At 44.5% G+C, this 17044-nt stretch carries 13 protein-coding genes; 7 read left to right on the top strand and 6 right to left on the bottom strand.

Annotated elements, in window-relative coordinates; all coding sequences use genetic code 11:
- Window positions 1–5: 5 nt before the first annotated feature.
- The gene (locus BSQ33_RS16750; RefSeq protein WP_088134717.1) at window positions 6–1088 is read left to right on the top strand and encodes an autoinducer 2-binding periplasmic protein LuxP; all 1083 of its coding nucleotides are present in this window, start codon (window positions 6–8) and stop codon (window positions 1086–1088) included.
- A gap of 40 nt (window positions 1089–1128) precedes the next feature.
- Window positions 1129–3711 (top strand): LuxQ periplasmic sensor domain-containing protein, encoded by a 2583-nt coding sequence (locus tag BSQ33_RS16755; protein ID WP_021018705.1) that lies wholly within the window; start codon window positions 1129–1131, stop codon window positions 3709–3711.
- A gap of 88 nt (window positions 3712–3799) precedes the next feature.
- Here the strand turns inward: BSQ33_RS16755 and BSQ33_RS16760 are convergent, their stop codons facing one another.
- Window positions 3800–4327: a hypothetical protein gene (locus BSQ33_RS16760; RefSeq protein ID WP_232472015.1), complete on the bottom strand. Its 528-nt coding sequence runs from the start codon at window positions 4325–4327 to the stop codon at window positions 3800–3802.
- Window positions 4328–4503: 176 nt separating this feature from the next.
- Here BSQ33_RS16760 and BSQ33_RS16765 point away from each other — a divergent pair, with 176 nt between their 5' ends.
- The gene (locus BSQ33_RS16765; protein ID WP_088134718.1) at window positions 4504–5979 is read left to right on the top strand and encodes a cobyric acid synthase; all 1476 of its coding nucleotides are present in this window, start codon (window positions 4504–4506) and stop codon (window positions 5977–5979) included.
- Between the two features lie 85 nt (window positions 5980–6064).
- Here the strand turns inward: BSQ33_RS16765 and BSQ33_RS16770 are convergent, their stop codons facing one another.
- From BSQ33_RS16770 to yccS, 3 genes are all read right to left on the bottom strand, one after another.
- Window positions 6065–6394, bottom strand: coding sequence for a hypothetical protein (locus tag BSQ33_RS16770; RefSeq protein ID WP_021018708.1), 330 nt, complete (start codon window positions 6392–6394; stop codon window positions 6065–6067).
- A gap of 106 nt (window positions 6395–6500) precedes the next feature.
- Window positions 6501–6713, bottom strand: a complete 213-nt coding sequence (locus BSQ33_RS16775) for a hypothetical protein (protein ID WP_021018709.1) — start codon at window positions 6711–6713, stop codon at window positions 6501–6503.
- Between the two features lie 248 nt (window positions 6714–6961).
- Entirely contained in the window at window positions 6962–9148 is a 2187-nt protein-coding gene (gene yccS / locus BSQ33_RS16780; RefSeq protein WP_021018710.1) for a YccS family putative transporter, read from the bottom strand.
- A gap of 372 nt (window positions 9149–9520) precedes the next feature.
- On the opposite strand from yccS, the gene helD reads away from it, so the two are divergent.
- Window positions 9521–11587 (top strand): DNA helicase IV, encoded by a 2067-nt coding sequence (gene helD / locus BSQ33_RS16785; protein WP_088134719.1) that lies wholly within the window; start codon window positions 9521–9523, stop codon window positions 11585–11587.
- Window positions 11588–11599: 12 nt separating this feature from the next.
- Here the strand turns inward: helD and BSQ33_RS16790 are convergent, their stop codons facing one another.
- Both BSQ33_RS16790 and glgC read right to left on the bottom strand, forming a co-directional pair.
- The gene (locus BSQ33_RS16790; RefSeq protein ID WP_088134720.1) at window positions 11600–12061 is read right to left on the bottom strand and encodes a methylglyoxal synthase; all 462 of its coding nucleotides are present in this window, start codon (window positions 12059–12061) and stop codon (window positions 11600–11602) included.
- A 348-nt stretch (window positions 12062–12409) separates the two neighbouring features.
- Window positions 12410–13630 (bottom strand): glucose-1-phosphate adenylyltransferase, encoded by a 1221-nt coding sequence (glgC, locus tag BSQ33_RS16795; protein ID WP_088134721.1) that lies wholly within the window; start codon window positions 13628–13630, stop codon window positions 12410–12412.
- 303 nt (window positions 13631–13933) lie between these two features.
- Here glgC and BSQ33_RS16800 point away from each other — a divergent pair, with 303 nt between their 5' ends.
- The 3 genes from BSQ33_RS16800 (at window position 13934) to BSQ33_RS16810 (ending at window position 17035) form a co-directional block, all read left to right on the top strand.
- Entirely contained in the window at window positions 13934–14599 is a 666-nt protein-coding gene (locus BSQ33_RS16800) for an SH3 domain-containing protein (protein ID WP_021018714.1), read from the top strand.
- Window positions 14600–15071: 472 nt separating this feature from the next.
- Window positions 15072–15812, top strand: coding sequence for an SDR family oxidoreductase (locus BSQ33_RS16805; protein WP_088134722.1), 741 nt, complete (start codon window positions 15072–15074; stop codon window positions 15810–15812).
- A gap of 14 nt (window positions 15813–15826) precedes the next feature.
- Window positions 15827–17035, top strand: coding sequence for an acetyl-CoA C-acetyltransferase (locus BSQ33_RS16810; protein ID WP_088134723.1), 1209 nt, complete (start codon window positions 15827–15829; stop codon window positions 17033–17035).
- Window positions 17036–17044: the final 9 nt, after the last annotated feature.

Consider the following 17044-nt stretch of genomic DNA (forward strand, 5'->3'; position numbering starts at 1 on the left):
CAATAATGAGATTTTTTGGCGTTATTTTAACCACCTGCTTCCTTGTGTATCATTCAGCAGCGTATGCGTTAAGTGGCTATTGGCATTACAACGAATTTCTTGATTTAAACCCTGAACAAAAGCAACTGACGCTCTCTTTGGCAAATGCGGTTCGGCTTGAGCCGAAGCCGTTACAGGCAACTCAGACACGCCCAGTAAAAATATCTGTGATTTATCCCGGTCAGCAAGTCTCAGATTATTGGAGCCGTAACATTCTGGCCTTTGAGTCACGCTTGAATGAATTGGATATCAAGTATGAAATTCATCAAGTGTTTACGCGGCCGAATATGGATATTCGTCAGCAAAGTCTGTCTTTGATGGAAGCGTTAAAGAATAAGTCCGACTATTTGATTTTTACGCTCGATACCACCAGACACAGAAAATTTATTGAACATGTGTTAAGAGGGCGGGAAACCAAACTCATTTTACAGAATGTGACGACACCAGTGAAAGACTGGGCTCACCAACAACCCTGGATGTATATCGGCTTTGACCATGAAATTGGAACCGGTATGTTGGTGGATTATTTTAAGAAAACATTGAACCCCCATTCGCCTTATTCCGTGCTGTATTTTTCACAAGGTTATGTGAGTGAAGCCCGAGGAGATACCTTTATCCAAGCGATGACTGGATACCCGCTCGTATCATCGTTTTATACTCAGGCGAATCAGGAAAGTGCCTATAAAATCACGCTTGAGAATCTGAAAGAGCATCCAGAGATTAAATTGGTGTATGCCTGTTCAACGGATGTGGCTCTCGGTGCCGTTAAAGCCTTAAAAGAGCTCGGCAGAGAGGACGTACTCATCAATGGTTGGGGGGGAGGATCTGCCGAATTAGCGGCGATAGAGCATCATGATTTAGATGTCACCGTGATGCGAATGAACGATGATACGGGTGTTGCAATGGCTGAAGCCATCAAATGGGATCTTGAAGGGAAAAAAGTACCAACGGTTTACTCTGGGGACTTTGAGGTGGTTTCCAGTGCGGATAAACCCGAGCGAGTTGAAGCGTTGAAACAACGTGCATTCCGGTATTCTGATCGACACTGATCCGATCGGAAATGATAGATAAAGAAAGAGATCATGCTTTATGAGTGTCAGACCGAGCCCTATTCATCAGAAACAGAAGATAGCGACCTACTTTACTCGGGCGATTACAATTATTATTGTCATTCTGACCTTTAGTGTCCTGTTTCAGAACTATCAGATCAGTAGTCAGTTGATCGCTCAGGAAGTGCAGCGAACAGCAAATCAGACCTCAGGATTAGTACAGGGCATGGTCAACTTTCGGCTTTCCTTACTTAAAATCCATCAAGATGGCAGTGCGAAAAATGCTGATTTATTACATGCGGTAAGTTCTGGGAAATCGCAATATATCGATCAATATTTTCGTGCGGTTGATCAGCTTGATCCGGATAATACCCCGGACGTCCGATTTATTGCTGGGTTGAATCATATGCTGTGGGACGATGGGAATGCTCAATTCTATGGCATTGTGCCGAATGAACTGGAATCTGTTTCACACCGGATTGCTGTGAACAGTGAATGGATGTTGGTGAAAATACCGTCTTTGCTGGAAACCGTTTATGCTTTGGCAAGAAGAACACCGTTAGTGAGTAACTCTGGTGAACTGATCGGTTACTTATACGTGATGTTTGTGATTAATAATAATTACAATCTTATCGAACAGATTCGTTCCCGCAGTAATTCGCAGAATTTGATCTTAGCGATAGGGTCCAATGTGCTTTCGACGACTCTCAACGGAGAAGAGTCATATTCGGAGCAGGATGTGCTTGCTAACCCCCAACATTCTGATCACTTAGAGTCTTATACGGTCAACACAACCGAACTGAATGTTGATGAAAATCCGACACAGTTGATGATGTATGCCGTTCAGGATAATCAGAATGTGGTCAAATTGAAGCGTAACTTTTATTACGGCGTTGTGTTCATTCTCGTGGCGACGGCATTGTTTTCGTTCATTTTGTGGCGATGGCTACATAAGCGTATTCGTGCTGAGATTGAAAAACTGGTGCAGTTTAGTCGCTCGATCGTCGATCGTGGCGCTGAGCATATTTTTCATGGTTCAAAGATCGAGGAGTTCGACCTATTCGGGCGAGCACTTGAACATACCTTCAAGCGTTTATCTGAACAAGAAAAGCAATTTGAGAATTTGTTCAATTTCTCTATTGCACCAACCATTTTATGGGGGGCTGATGGGCGTTTACTACGGATGAACCCCGCCGCGGTGAAACAGTTTTCAAAAGAAAATCAGGTCGCTACGTTCTACGAGCTGAAAGAGCGATTAATCCCGAGCATCAAAAAGGCGTCCAGTGGTGAGACGCTGAACGAAGTTGCGACTGAATTTGAAGGTCAAATATTCCGTTGGACGATTTCGCCAATAGTGGCTGAGGGCCATGTTGAATCAGTCCTGACTCAAGGGCAGGACGTTACGACCATCGCTGAAGCTGAGAAGCAAAGCCATTTAGCACGCAGTGAAGCCGAGAGAGCGGCTGGCGCCAGAGCCGATTTCCTGGCTCGGATGAGCCATGAAGTCAGAACGCCTTTAAATGGTATTTTGGGCGTTTCACAGCTCTTAAAAGAGAGTGTGACGGATGATAGGCAGCGTGAACAGGTTGGTGTACTCAGTTTATGTAGTGAACATCTGCTTGCGGTTTTGAACGATATTCTTGATTTCTCCAAGATTGAGCAAAATAAGTTCAAGCTCAATCCGGTTCATTTCCACTTGATTGAGACGGTTCGGGTTATCGAGCGGATCTATCTGCCGTTATGTCAGGAAAAGGGACTTGAACTCGATGTTATGACCAATATTCAGGAAGACACCATCGTGGTGATTGATCAAATCCGCCTGAATCAGATTATCTTTAACCTACTGAATAACGCGATTAAATTTACCCGTGAAGGTGAGATCTGTGTCCTGATTAATTTAAACCATTCAGAAGAAGGGGCAAGGTTTCATGCCTCTATCTCTGATACTGGTATTGGCATTGGACATGACGACCTGTCGTTGATCTTTGAACCCTTCATTCAAGGTGGTACGACATCGAACCGCGAATTTGGCGGGAGTGGTTTAGGGCTATCGATTGTGAAAAATCTGGTGGAACTCATGGGGGGCTTTGTGTCGGTTTCATCTCAGGTCGGCAAAGGAAGCTGCTTCGAGTTCACGATCCCGATTGAGGTTGAGCAATACCATGCTAGAAAAGTGAAGGAAACGGTTGCTCAGGCACCGTCCGATCAGTTATTTGAGCAATCTCCTCATGTACTATTGGTTGAAGATAACAAGACCAATGCCTATATCGCGAAGGCATTCTGTGATCGTTTTGGCTTACGGGTGACATGGGTTGAAGATGGAACGGCTGCTGTTGAAACAATTAAAAAAATGGGCTTTGATTTAATTTTGATGGATAACCAGTTGCCGGGGATGGATGGGGTTGAAGTCACTGATTTTGTGAAACATCAACTCAGACTCGATACACCCATTTATGCGTGTACTGCAGATGATACTGAAAAAACGAAAAATGATTTCTTACATGCAGGAGCCGAATACATTCTGGTTAAACCCATTCGGGAAGAGAACTTATATAAGGCGTTGGTTCATTTCAGAGATAATCATTGGACGCCACTGACGTCGAGAGAGCTTCAATCACATTAATGAAGATGTTATTTACGGTGTATTGTGAGGCCGTGGATGAAATGCTTTGACCGGTTTCCGAGTAAGAAACCGGCCAGCGGTGATTTCATTAATATTCGTAGCGAACCCCAAGGACAGTTCGTGGGCCCCAAAGCCCGTTGTTGTCAAAACCCATATTCAGAGAGAGTTGATCGGTAGAGTGGAAGCGTGCACCGAAGCTGACGACAGAATGTTCATCAAGCTTACCCAGTTTGCCATAGACTTCGACTTTATCACCAAGCCATAATCGGCCACCGATATTAATTTCTCCCAGCGTATCGGACTTTCCACCTTCATCTTCCGGGTATTTGATTTGATGTAACATGACGGCACCGAACACATCAGCAAATTGTGTCACTGGCCCGTTAAAGCCAATCCCAGCGGCAAGATCCCAATCGTTATCCATTTGGGTATCAGCATGGGCGAGCACGTGAAAGTTGTCTACGATACTCATACTGAATTCAGAACCAATAGACTCAGGCCCACCACCAACTCGGACTTCAAGATAGTTGTAATTGAAATTTGCAGCGTGGGCTGCCAGCGGCGCAAAGATAAAAGCAAGGCCTGTAATGGTTAGATTGAAAGCCTGTCTTAGCATAAAACGTCCTATTGGTTTCATTCCCTTTGTATATAGAGAAGTATAATATATTGATTTTTAATTTAAACGATTAGGACAGATATTCAAGTGTTACCTATCAGTTGGTTATGATTCTTTGAGTGAATTCCAAAATTCTGGTAGTGACAGTTGCTTATTTCTGATGGAGCGACTCGATTATGAAATCTTCGTTAAATGCGCTGATGGTTCAGGGAACCACCTCTGATGCAGGGAAAAGCGTTCTCGTCGCCGGGCTGTGTCGGGTGCTTCATCGTCGGAGGATTCGAGTCTCGCCTTTTAAGCCCCAGAATATGGCATTGAATAGTGCTGTGACATCTGATGGGGGAGAAATCGGTCGAGCTCAGGCGGTTCAGGCTTTCGCGGCAGGGGTTGAACCCTCCGTTCATATGAATCCGGTATTGCTCAAACCGAATTCCGATACGGGAGCACAGATTATTCTGCAAGGTAAAGCCGTCACCAATATGGAAGCGGATTGTTACCATGATTATAAGAAGACAGCCTTGCATGTGGTGATGGATTCGTTTCAACATCTCAGTGAAACATACGACAGTATCATGATTGAAGGGGCTGGTAGCCCTGCCGAAATTAATTTGCGAGAAAATGATATCGCCAATATGGGGTTTGCTGAAGCGGCTGACGTACCGGTAATTATTGTCGCAGACATTGATCGTGGCGGTGTGTTTGCGCATTTGTACGGCACACTGGCATTGCTTTCTGAGTCTGAGCAAGCGCGAGTTGTTGGTTTTGTCATCAATCGGTTTCGTGGTGATATTGGTTTACTTCAGTCAGGACTAGACTGGTTAGAGCAGAAAACCCAGAAGCCAGTGATTGGTGTTCTGCCTTATTTACATGGACTGGATATTGAGGCAGAAGATGCGATTGTTGCCACCGAAGTCCGTGAAGGGGATGAGAAGTTAAAAGTGGTGGTACCGGTATTCTCCCGAATCAGTAACCATACTGATTTTGATGCGTTACGCCATCATCCGGAAATTTCGTTTCATTATGTCAGGAAAGGAGAAAGACTCCGTCATGCGGATCTGATCATCCTTCCCGGCAGTAAATCAACCCGTGCTGATCTGGCATTTCTGAGAGCGCAAGGGTGGGATAAAGATATCATGCAGCATCTGCGTTATGGCGGTAAAGTCATTGGTATTTGTGGCGGATATCAAATGCTTGGTCAAACGGTAAGTGACCCATTGGGGATTGAAGGGGAGCCCGGCGTCAGTCAGGGGCTTGGGTTATTGGATATCGATACTGAACTGGTGGCGCAAAAACACCTGACGAATGTGCAAGGTTCACTCAGTCTTACCGGGAATCATGCCCGGGTACAAGGATATGAGATTCACGCCGGACACTCACAGCGGCGCGACGGCAATGATGACCGGACCGTGATTCAGTTACAAGATGGCCGGGAAGATGGCTTGGTTGATGGTGCGAATCAGGTGTTTGGGACTTATCTGCACGGTATTTTTGATCAGACAGAAGTGATGCAATGTTTATGTCAATGGGCTGGCAGCGGAGAGATTCAGACACTGAATCACGTTCAACGGAAAGAAGATGCGCTCAACCGGGTTGCAGATGCAATTGAAGCACATCTTGATCTGGCATTACTGTGGCCGGAACTCGCAGAATAAGCGGGTATGTCATGTGAGCGTTATTTTTGGAGATGACTCTTATCTAGGACGATTCAGCGTCACAATATAGTTGGTTGAATAATAATCAGACCTGAATATCGAGTAAAGAGCCGATCATGTCTTGTTCACGCTGAATCACATTGGCACCCACTCGGTTATATTGTGTTGCCTGATTGAGTTTCATTAAGGCGTCAACCTGAGTTTGATCCGGATCCTTGTCGGCTGTTTCTTTTGGTGGGCGAGTCGTATTTTGCTGGGGAGTTGCGAGTGATGGATCGACCGCACGGGGTTCTTGCTGCATCTGTTCATCGGAGCGATGACGTGCCGCACGGTTCAGATCACGACTTGCCTCATTGGTCATTTGAGTCGCATGATCGATCATTTGATAACCGGACTGAAGTGCAGATATAGACATAAAAACTCCCTTGGTCGTGTTCATATTATAGCCAAAATATGACTCAGGTACATTTTTTTCTTGATCGCTATAAGTGCAAGTAAATTGATGCATAACAGGCAGCCCCTTAGAAAAGGCTGGAGAGCACATCCAACTCTTCGTGAGTCAGAATCTGCGAGCTTTCCGGCGATAAGTTAGCATCGATTTCATTCTGAAGGCTGCGCAATTGTGCTGGCGTTAACTGCCTGAGCTGCGCTTTTAATGATTCAAACTGGCAACTGGACAGCCTAGGTTCGGATACGGGAAAATCATGGTGACTATGACTGAGTTGTGCTTGCATTGTTATACTCCATTTCTCCATCACTAATGATTAAGGCCACGACGTTGTGATTTTGTTTGTTTCCTGTACGGCCTAGTTTTAGAGTCTAAGTTCTTCGATGGATGATTTTGTCCGTGTAATGTCAGACAAAAGCAAGAATGCAGCGTGGCGTCGTTTGTTTTTGCAATGAAACATCAGTCTTGGCTGGTATGTATGCATTTAAATACATTTCCCAGCCAATAATAGTTAGGGCTTATTTAGCATTTGGATTATGAGTCAGGCGAGGTATCTTTGCGTGATTCCTGCCCGACGCTCCCGACCAATTTATTTGTCAGTGAGTGTAATTCAGGAAGAATCCGGTGAATTAGATGCAGTTGTTGTAACACGAGACGGACCGAGCCTTTATCTTCTTCATGCCACTCTGCCAGCTGTTTTTCTAATCCTGCATCTTCAATCTGACTGATATCAGCGCTGTTTTGGTGATTTTCCAACTGCTCGTGGAGTTGTTGTAAGTGCTGATGAATGACACGGTGCCCGTTAAGAACCAAATGGAGAAACGATTCATCGCCCAATTGTGTTCGGTGTGCACCGATGGTTGAAATATAACTGAGCAGTGCATGATTTAAGGTTAAAAAGCGGAAACTGTCTTCTTCGGCTTTTCTGTATTTACCCGGTTCAGACAGCATATTATTGATCGCTGTGGTGAGCGCGGCATCTTGATCGTGCGCTTCTCTTCTCGCAACACGGTAGCCCAAACTATCTTTCTTACCGATACGGTATTGAACCATCATCTGATCAAGATAATTTTTATTACTCCGAATGGCTTCAGCCATGACTCGGTGCAGCCTTTTGGCGTGCCAGTCCGGCAGAATGAAAGAGACCGCAAGCACGGCTAGGCCACATCCAATGAGGGTATCGAGTAAACGCGGCAGTACCACCGCATAGCCCGCACCCATCTGATTAAAACAAAACAGTACTAAGACCGTGATAAATCCGGTGGCGTAGCCGTAATTATTGTTGCGGAATGCAAAAAACATCACGCCGGAAATAACGATCATGGTGACCTGGCTTGCCTGTGAGGGAAACAACGTGAGCAGTAAGACACCGATAAATAACCCGGAAATGGTGCCGATAACGCGGAGTGTAATCCTTTGTCGGGTCGAAGAGAAGTTGGGCTGGCAGACAAACAGTGTTGTGAGGAGAATCCAGTATCCCAGTTCCAGATCGAGCGTTTGTAAAATGGCATATCCGGTGGTGAATGTTACCGACATGCGAATGGCATGACGAAACAGCAGTGAATCGCGGTTCATGTTATTCCAGACACGCTGCCACATACTTCTCAAACCATAAGGATTGGTATCAGAAAGTTGGTTTTCATCAAACTGCTGACTTTCAGGATGACCAATATTACTGAGCAGCTTTTCGATAGTTGACAGGTTGTTGAAAAGATAATGGAGCTGGGCGAATAACGATTTCCACTCAGGACGGGAATGTGTGTGTAAATACTGCATCGAGATATGCAGTTCATCCAGTGCCATTGCGGATGCGTTCGGGTGTTGATATTCCCTATTTTCTTTGATGCTTGTTGCGACTTCCCGACACGCTTGGGCTTGTGTTTCTAACAGATGCCGGAAACGGAAAAGAATATCACTGCGACCAAAATGTTCCGCGAGTTCCTGATATCGATAGTGGGTTGAACTGATTCGTTCATGAATATCCTGTGCGAGAAAATATGTGTTCAAAAAATGATGGCTGGTGGTATGAATCTGCCCTTTCTTGCTATAAGAAAGTAAGGTCGCTTTGCACTGATTCAATGCTGTCACAATCTGTGCGTTGAAATTGGCTTCACGGATCCGATAGGGTTGAAGCTGTATCTGTGAGACAGGATGGAATCGTTCACTTTTCAGTGCAAAGTAATCAGCCAGATTGAGAAATACGGCAGAGAGATTTTGTTGTACCGGGCGATTCGGAAACAGGAGCAGCCATACAATAGAGATCAGGAAATACCATAGTGCGCCTGCAAGCAGTAAAGTCGGTTGAAACCAGAATCCGGGGCTCTGGTGTTCGCCAATCATGGTATAGACGGCTATCAACAATGAGCCGAATGCAATGCTGGCATAACGAGAGCTGATCGCGCCGAGCATGATGAAACCAAATGTAGAAATAGATAAACCGATCGCAAATAAAATAGGGTGGTAAAACAGAATCTCAATCGAAAATGTCGCAATTGCAAAACAGATGAGTGCCAAACCGATGGTTTTGAGTCTGCCGATAATGCTGTCATCTTGTTCTGTCAGCGCTGCGGCGATAATGCCCAGAATCAGCGGTGTGATCCAAGTAGACAGTTGATAATGCCAAGTCGGCACCACCACGCCTAATAGTGCAATTAAAATTAAGACAGAATAAGGGAATGTTCTATTCGCCCAATAACCACGGGCCCGACTGAGGAATTTCACAGAATTTCAACCATTTCATTCATGTTGTGCCACTACTGTGGATGATATCAGAACTGCACTGTAACGTATTGAACTTTTATCTGTCTTTTCAGCAAGAAGTATGAAAATTATGGCGTGCTCCTCAATTGGGAAATGACAAACCGTTGACGCATCAAACAGCCTGGTTGTGATATTTGTTGTGCCTGTGAATGTCAGTCAAACCATGATGTTGGTATGATGCCTCAGAATCGTTGAGATAATTGACCATTTTATATATAAATAGACCCTCGTGATCTTTGGGCAGGATTTAGACTGTACTAAAGGCATACTTCAGATATTCTTACGCGTGTAACCCAATTTATACGTTGAAATTTAAGTCAATGAGCATAACTGATGCAGCTGAAAGCCAGTAATACTGCGAAATATTTTATGAATGATGAGTTTTACGCCGTCGCAATTGATGACGAGAAACTCATCGTCCGTTCCCGTGTTGCAGAAGAAAGAATTCCATTCGCAGTTTGGGATGGTTCAGTCCGTGTCCGGCGCGGCATTGTGTGGGGAGAACTTGAGTTTTTTGCCCATGAGCATGATGGCCAACGTTATAGTTGGCTCATTCGTGGATTACCTTGGCCCCAGTGCCGAAAGTTTGCTGACCAAGCTGTGGCTGCCTATCGTCAATGGCACCAATCACAGTGCGCTCAGTTGGCTACTTACTTACCAGCTTGGCAGCAGGCTTTGAGTCAGCGCCAGAATGAGCCTGCTTTTCTCGCTCATTCTAAGATCAGAGAATGGCATCGTCAGGTGAGCCGAGATTTGACAACATTGGGCATGTCTCTCGATGACATTGAACAACGGGTTCCGGGGCTAATTTCAGAGATTGTTGCATGGTACCATCAACCTTCAGTGATGTTGTCACAGCGTAACGAAACATGGATTGAGACAGAGCGTGAGCGCTGGGATACGTTATTTAACACACTGGAATCCTCTCCCTTAAATCCATCGCAGCAGTCCGCGGTACTTTTGAATGATGATTACAATCTGGTGCTCGCTGGTGCCGGCTCGGGAAAAACCAGCGTGCTTTCTGCCCGGGTTGCTTATCTGATTGAAAGTGGGCTGGCAAAAGCCGATCAAATTCTATTGCTTTCATTCGGTAAAGATGCCGCATTGGAGATGGAACAGCGATTGAAAGATCGGGTAGGGCCGGCAGCGCAGCATGTCACAGTGAATACATTTCATCAGCTTGGATTACGGATTATTCATGAGGTGGAAGGGCAAGACGTACAACTCTCCCCGATCGTGGGCGAAGCGAAGCTCAAAGAAGCCTGGATGACCGATTGGCTCAAAAAGCATTGGATGACACCAACAAACTTTAAACGGTGGCAAAAACACTTAAATCAATGGCCGATTGCTTATATCAAAGGGGATGAAGAGCTGGGAAGCCATGTTGAAAATCCTAAGTTGATCTCTTGGTTGACTCAGCAAGTCGAACAACTGTCGCTGTTGGGGGCGAGTAAAAAAGAGATTCAGCAAAAAATCGTCGAGCGGGAAGATTATCCGCGTCTGAACAGTGAGCTTGCATTATGCTGGCCATGTTATCAGGCATGGAATGAAATGCTTAAGACTCAGGGACAACTCGATTTTAATCTGATGATCAGTCGAGCAACTGCATATGTCAGAAAGAAAAAGTATCAATCCCGTTGGGCGTTTATTATGGTCGATGAATATCAGGATATTTCACCGCCGCGTCTTGCGTTACTGGAGGCGCTTTGTAAACAACATCAATCAAACGGGAATCTCTTTGCCGTCGGTGATGACTGGCAATCAATTTACCAGTTTGCCGGTTCCGATGTTGATTTAACAACGGGTTTCAAGCAACGGTTTCCCGCATCGACAGTGACGCATCTCGATACCACTTATCGGTTTAATAACCGGTTGGCTGAGGTGGCAAATACTTTCGTGCAGGCTAATCCTCAGCAGATACCGAAGTCACTCAATAGCCTGAAAGTACAAAAGAGCAATGCGGTGGCACTGTTGCCCCAAGCTCGGATTGAAAAGGTTATTGAACAACTGAATCGCAAGAGTACAGCCAAAAATGAAGTCAAGTCACTATTAATCCTTGGCCGAAATCACTATCACAAACCGGAATTACTGGCAGCATGGCAAAAGCAATACCAACAGCTTGATATTCAGTTCATGACCTGTCATGCCAGTAAGGGGAAAGAAGCCGATTTTGTGATCATTGTGAATGTGGATGAAGGGCAGTTTCCAACCAAAGCGAAAACCTTGCATTTAGATGATGTATTAACATTATCAAATGAGACCTTTCCGCATGCAGAAGAACGTCGGTTGTTTTATGTTGCGATGACCCGGGCAAGAGAAAAAGTCTGGGTTGCCTACAATGCAGGCGGTTCCACCTTCGTCAAAGAGCTTCTTGAGGGGCCATACGCGGTTTCTAAATGATTATTCAGCCGTTTATAGTATTTTTCTGGCATCAATATAGGACTGATAGTCAGGGATTTCGATATCGGTACTCTGTGCTACCAATGCGGATGAAAAGATGAAATCGGCTGTGGCACGATTGAGAGCCATTGGAATATTCCAGACACTGGCAATTCGCAGAAGTGCTTTTACATCTGGATCATGCGGTACCGCGTTGAGTGGATCCCAGAAAAACACTAAAACATCGATCTTACACTCAGAAATTAAAGCGCCAATTTGCTGATCTCCGCCCATTGGGCCACTAATCATTTGAATGATGTCAAGGCCTGTTTCTTGATGTAAAAGGTGCCCCGTTGTACCCGTCGCGTAAAGTGTATGATTGGCGAGTTGTGCTTGGTTTTGCTTGGTCCATGCGAGTAGGTCAGCTTTGCGGTGATCGTGCGCCACAAGGGCAATATGTTTCTTTTCCGATAATTTGCGTTGAATCGTTTGCATTAATTTTGCTCCATGCTCATGGATGACTCTCGTCGAAGGTCTGTCTTGAATTGGTCAAGTTAAATCATTTTATATACGAAATATTCTATATAAATCAATTATTTTTATTGATAATTGAGGTTTGATTTATGCTCTTTTAAGAAAACTGAATGAAACCAGTATATTGCAAAAGGGGAACAGAACACGCCGCGTTTTTACTGTTTTTCCCTGAGTCAAGATGCCCCATACTTATAAAGATTGCTCCGTACCCTCTTCAAGGTCACCCCTGAGATATTCCTTTTAAGAGCGTACATTTAACCGTATTTCGGTAAGAAATACGGTTTTTTTATGTTTGGGAGGGAGGCGGGCTTAGTTGGTGAAGTGATAGCTTTCCGGCACGACAACAATGCCCTTTTCTGACACATGGAAGCGTTTTTTGTCCTGGACGGAATCAACCCCGATCTGCGTGTAAGGGGGAATATGAACATGCTTATCAATGATGCAACTGACCAACTGGCATCCTTCGCCGACTTCGACATCATCGAAAAGAATGCTATCGACAATGGTGGTACTATCATTGATCCGCACATTGGAAGAAATAATCGAGTGCTGGACTGACCCGCCTGAGTTGACGACGCCGCTCGCGATCATGGAATTAATAAAGATACCTTCATTTCCGGTTGCTGATGAAACGGTCCGTGCGGGTGGCAATTGAGGCTCATAAGTACGGATGGCCCAATCTTTCTGGTAAATATTCATCGGCGGGAGTGGCTCCAGCAGATCCATGTTGGCTTCGTAATAGGAGTCAATCGTCCCGACGTCTCGCCAGTAGCAGTCTTTGGCAACTCGTCCTTTGTCACCATAGAAGTTATAAGCGAATACCGCATTGGTCTGAATCAGCTCGGGAATGACATCTTTTCCAAAGTCATGACTCGAATGCTCTCGTTCAGAATCATCAACTAATGCTTCTTGCAAAACATCCATATTGAAAATATAGACACCCATCGACACGAGACTACGTTCTGGTTGTGTGAGCATTGCCGGTGGATCGAGTGGTTTTTCAATGAACCCTGTAATTCTTGAGCAATCATCGGTACAGACAACTCCGAAGCCACTCGCCTCATTTCGCGGGACATCCATACAGGCAATGGTGAGTTTTGCCTGATTGGCAATATGCTCTTCTAACATCGCAGCATAGTCCATCTTGTAAATATGGTCACCGGATAGAACAATGACATACTTTGCATCGCTTCTCGAAAGCAGCCAAAGGTTATGAAAAATGGCGTCAGCAGTCCCTTCATACCATTTACCGCCTTTTCTCATTTGAGGTGGAACCGCGGTAATATATTCCCCCAACTCTGGGTTGAAAATTGACCATCCATCCCGGAGGTGTTTCTGCAGAGAGTGAGATTTATACTGGGTTAATACCAAAATCCGTCTCAAGCCGGAATGTAGGCAGTTGGTGAGGGTAAAATCAATAATGCGGTATTTCCCCCCAAAAGGAACAGCCGGTTTTGCCCGGTGATCCGTTAATGGGGAAAGACGTGAGCCGATTCCACCAGCAAGCACAACTGTAAGTGTTTCTTGCATCTTTATTATCTCCCTATATATGTGCAATTCACTTCAATTGTAGTGAGCCGTACAAGTTTTAAGCCAACAAGTAAGTGCTTCTATGCACAGTGATTCAGACACATCAAGGCTTTCTGATGATACATGTTGGTGCATAGAATTGTTCTGAATGAGCAATTTAGGTGCAACTCACAACGTAAAGGTATGTGGTTTTGACACCTGTTTTTATACGCTACAATCGATGCAGATGATTTGATGCAGGTTCATGTTAAGTGAATCACGCCGTTGCCGATAACAATGTAGATACAAAGAGGCTCTGATTATATGAAAAAAGTATTGATGATTTTGATCTTATTGCTGGGCATCGGTGGTGCTGGTGCAGGGTACTATCTGTTTTATATGAAGCCGGAACAAGATGCAGCCGCGCAAAAGCCGGCAAAGAAGAAAAAACCAGTCTTGGTGAATACTTCGACAGAGCAAACGGATGAAACGGCTGAAGTAAAAGTCAATACACATTTTTACGTGAATGAGCATAAATTAGCGATCAGAAATGCCCCCGATCCAGAGTCATTCCCTGTTCGATATCTGTATAAAGGGGATCCCGTTACTGTGTTGGAGCAAAAGCAAGGCTGGGGCAGGATTTCCAGATATTTTGTCTATCAGCAAGGTGGTCCGGAAATCGCAGAATGGGTGGCGATGGATCAGTTGAGTGAGCAGGTGCCAGTCATTTCTAAAGAAGAAAAAGAAGAAATTCTGATGAGTTATATTAACAAATCAGACGATTTACCGATTTATAAAGAAAAATTTATACAAATCACTGGACAATTAATTGATGAAAAAATGTGTTCGCCGGAAGATTTTGACGAGCTAAAAGGTTGGGTTCGTTCTGTTCGTTACCAAGAACGCCATGTTTATTTTATTTATTGTGGTGGTTTGAAATCTATCGATAAAATTTATTTTGATGCTGATAGTGGTGAAATATTTTATTAGTAAATTAAATATTAAATAAAGGTTGAATTGTATTTTATTTATATCGATATGATTAATTAAACATAGAATAACAAGTCACAAATTAATTGCTATTGGTGATAATTTAATTTCATCGTCTGTTTATTTTTTATCATGTTTAACCCATTGATTACGCTGTATATCCCCCGATAATCCTCAAAAAAACCATTTAAATTATTATTTAAAAACAATGAGTTATATTTTATTGTTAATTATATAAAATAATATCGTTGTTTTTTGTGATGCCCATCAGTGTTAGTAAATTTATTCTCATATTTATTTGAAAACTTGGAGCCTTATATTAGGTTAAATAGTGAAGAAAATAATTTTATTTGATTTCAAAGGCTTTGAAGTTGTTACATTATTTTAACATTCGTCGGTTGGTGTCCATTCCTCATTGACACCTTTCATTAGAAAAAAATACTGAATTGATTATTTTAGGATGGAGTCTTGAATGAAAAGAATCGCTTTGATTACCGGCTCAAAGGGCGGTATTGGTTCTGCTATTTCTAGTCAGCTCGTCGCGGAAGGATTCCGTGTTATTGCAACATATTATACTGGGGCATATCAATGTGCGATCGATTGGTTTAATGAAAAAGGATTTACGGAAGATCAGGTCCGTTTGCTTGAGTTAGATGTAACCGATACAGCCCAATGTGCAGAACGTTTGGCATTACTCCTTAAGGAAGAAGGGAGTGTCGATGTCGTGATTAACAATGCTGGTATTACTCGAGATGGTGTGTTTAAAAAAATGACCGAGCAACATTGGAAGGACGTCATCGATACAAATTTAAACAGTGTGTTTAATGTGACTCAACCTTTATTTGGTGCGATGTGCGATAAAGGCTATGGTCGCGTGATTAATATTTCGTCAGTCAATGGCCTGAAAGGCCAGTTTGGTCAAACAAACTATTCTGCTGCGAAAGCCGGCATGATTGGTTTTAGCAAAGCTTTAGCCGCTGAAGGTGCTCGCTCTGGTGTGACCGTCAATGTCATCGCACCCGGATATACAGCTACGCCGATGGTGGAAGAAATGAAGCCAGAAGTCCTCGAATCTATCGTCGGACAAGTACCGATGAAACGTCTTGCCAAACCCGAAGAAATCGCCCAGACAGTTAGCTTTTTAGTGAGTGATGGGGCTGCCTATATCACAGGTGCCACATTGTCTGTCAACGGCGGATTATACATGAGCTAATCGGGAGCCAAATCATGGAAAAAATATTTATTGTTGCGGCAAAGCGCACGCCTGTCGGCTCGTTTGGCGGCAGCCTGAAAAATGTGGATGCCGGACATCTGGGCGCTGCCGTCATTCAAGGTGCACTCAGTGCCGCCTCACTCTCGCCCGACGCTGTTGATGAAGTGATTGTCGGGAATGTCATTGGTGCCGGGCAGGGCATGAGCATCGGTCGTCAGGCATCCTTATTCGCTGGTATTCCTGAAACCACCCCCGCCTATAACATTAATATGGTTTGTGGGAGTGGGATGAAATCGGTGATGGACGGTGTCAGTCATATTCTCAGTGGTGATGCCCAAGTCGTCGTTGCTGCGGGTGTGGAGGTGATGTCTCAAATTCCTTATGCCTTGCCGGGCAGTATCCGTGACGGTCATAAAATGGGTGATATGACCTTGGTTGATTTGTTAATTCGTGACGGATTGACTGACATATTTAATCAATATCACATGGGCTGTACCGCAGAAAATATTGCCGGAGAATATGATATTTCCCGGGAAGCACAAGATCAGTTTGCACTGAGTAGTCAACAAAAAGCCGTTGCCGCCATCAAGGCTGGAAAGTTTGTTGATGAGATCGTACCTATTGAAGTGAAAATTAAGCGGGATAGCGTCATGTTCGATACCGATGAGCACCCTAAAGCAGACTCGTCAATCGAGCGTTTAGCACGTCTGCGGCCCGCTTTTATGAAAGAGGGTACGGTGACCGCCGGGAATGCATCCGGTTTAAATGATGGTGCCAGTGCCGTGATCGTCGCTTCTGAAAGCGCCGTCAAAAAATTTGGTTTAACACCACTGGTTGAGATTGTCAGCTATGCACAAGCGGGTGTTGACCCGAAAGTGATGGGACTCGGTCCGGTACCTGCGGTCACGAAAGCGCTGAAACGGGCAGGAAAAACATTAGATGAAATGGATCTGCTGGAATTGAATGAAGCGTTTGCGGCTCAGGCACTGGGCGTTGTCAAAGGTTTATCAAGAGAACATGCAGTTTCTGAAGAAGCAATTCTTCAAAAAGCGAATGTAAACGGTGGAGCGATCGCACTCGGTCATCCACTTGGTGCATCTGGAAACCGTATATTGGTGACTCTCATCCACGAATTGAAGCGGAGAGGTGACCAGTATGGGGTGGCATCATTATGTATCGGCGGAGGAATGGGAACCGCTGTCATAGTGAAAGCCGTTGGCTAAATAACAATG

This window comes from Vibrio gazogenes (assembly GCF_002196515.1).
Classification (GTDB): domain Bacteria; phylum Pseudomonadota; class Gammaproteobacteria; order Enterobacterales; family Vibrionaceae; genus Vibrio; species Vibrio gazogenes_A.

Coding starts and splice junctions, on each gene's coding strand:
- helD (WP_088134719.1), top strand. CDS start 9,521: ATGCAGCTGAAAGCCAGTAATACTGCGAAATATTTTATGAATGATGAG.
- BSQ33_RS16760 (WP_232472015.1), bottom strand. CDS start 4,327: ATGCTAAGACAGGCTTTCAATCTAACCATTACAGGCCTTGCTTTTATC.
- BSQ33_RS16800 (WP_021018714.1), top strand. CDS start 13,934: ATGAAAAAAGTATTGATGATTTTGATCTTATTGCTGGGCATCGGTGGT.
- glgC (WP_088134721.1), bottom strand. CDS start 13,630: ATGCAAGAAACACTTACAGTTGTGCTTGCTGGTGGAATCGGCTCACGT.
- BSQ33_RS16805 (WP_088134722.1), top strand. CDS start 15,072: ATGAAAAGAATCGCTTTGATTACCGGCTCAAAGGGCGGTATTGGTTCT.
- BSQ33_RS16770 (WP_021018708.1), bottom strand. CDS start 6,394: ATGTCTATATCTGCACTTCAGTCCGGTTATCAAATGATCGATCATGCG.
- BSQ33_RS16755 (WP_021018705.1), top strand. CDS start 1,129: ATGAGTGTCAGACCGAGCCCTATTCATCAGAAACAGAAGATAGCGACC.
- BSQ33_RS16750 (WP_088134717.1), top strand. CDS start 6: ATGAGATTTTTTGGCGTTATTTTAACCACCTGCTTCCTTGTGTATCAT.
- BSQ33_RS16810 (WP_088134723.1), top strand. CDS start 15,827: ATGGAAAAAATATTTATTGTTGCGGCAAAGCGCACGCCTGTCGGCTCG.
- BSQ33_RS16765 (WP_088134718.1), top strand. CDS start 4,504: ATGAAATCTTCGTTAAATGCGCTGATGGTTCAGGGAACCACCTCTGAT.
- BSQ33_RS16790 (WP_088134720.1), bottom strand. CDS start 12,061: ATGCAAACGATTCAACGCAAATTATCGGAAAAGAAACATATTGCCCTT.
- BSQ33_RS16775 (WP_021018709.1), bottom strand. CDS start 6,713: ATGCAAGCACAACTCAGTCATAGTCACCATGATTTTCCCGTATCCGAA.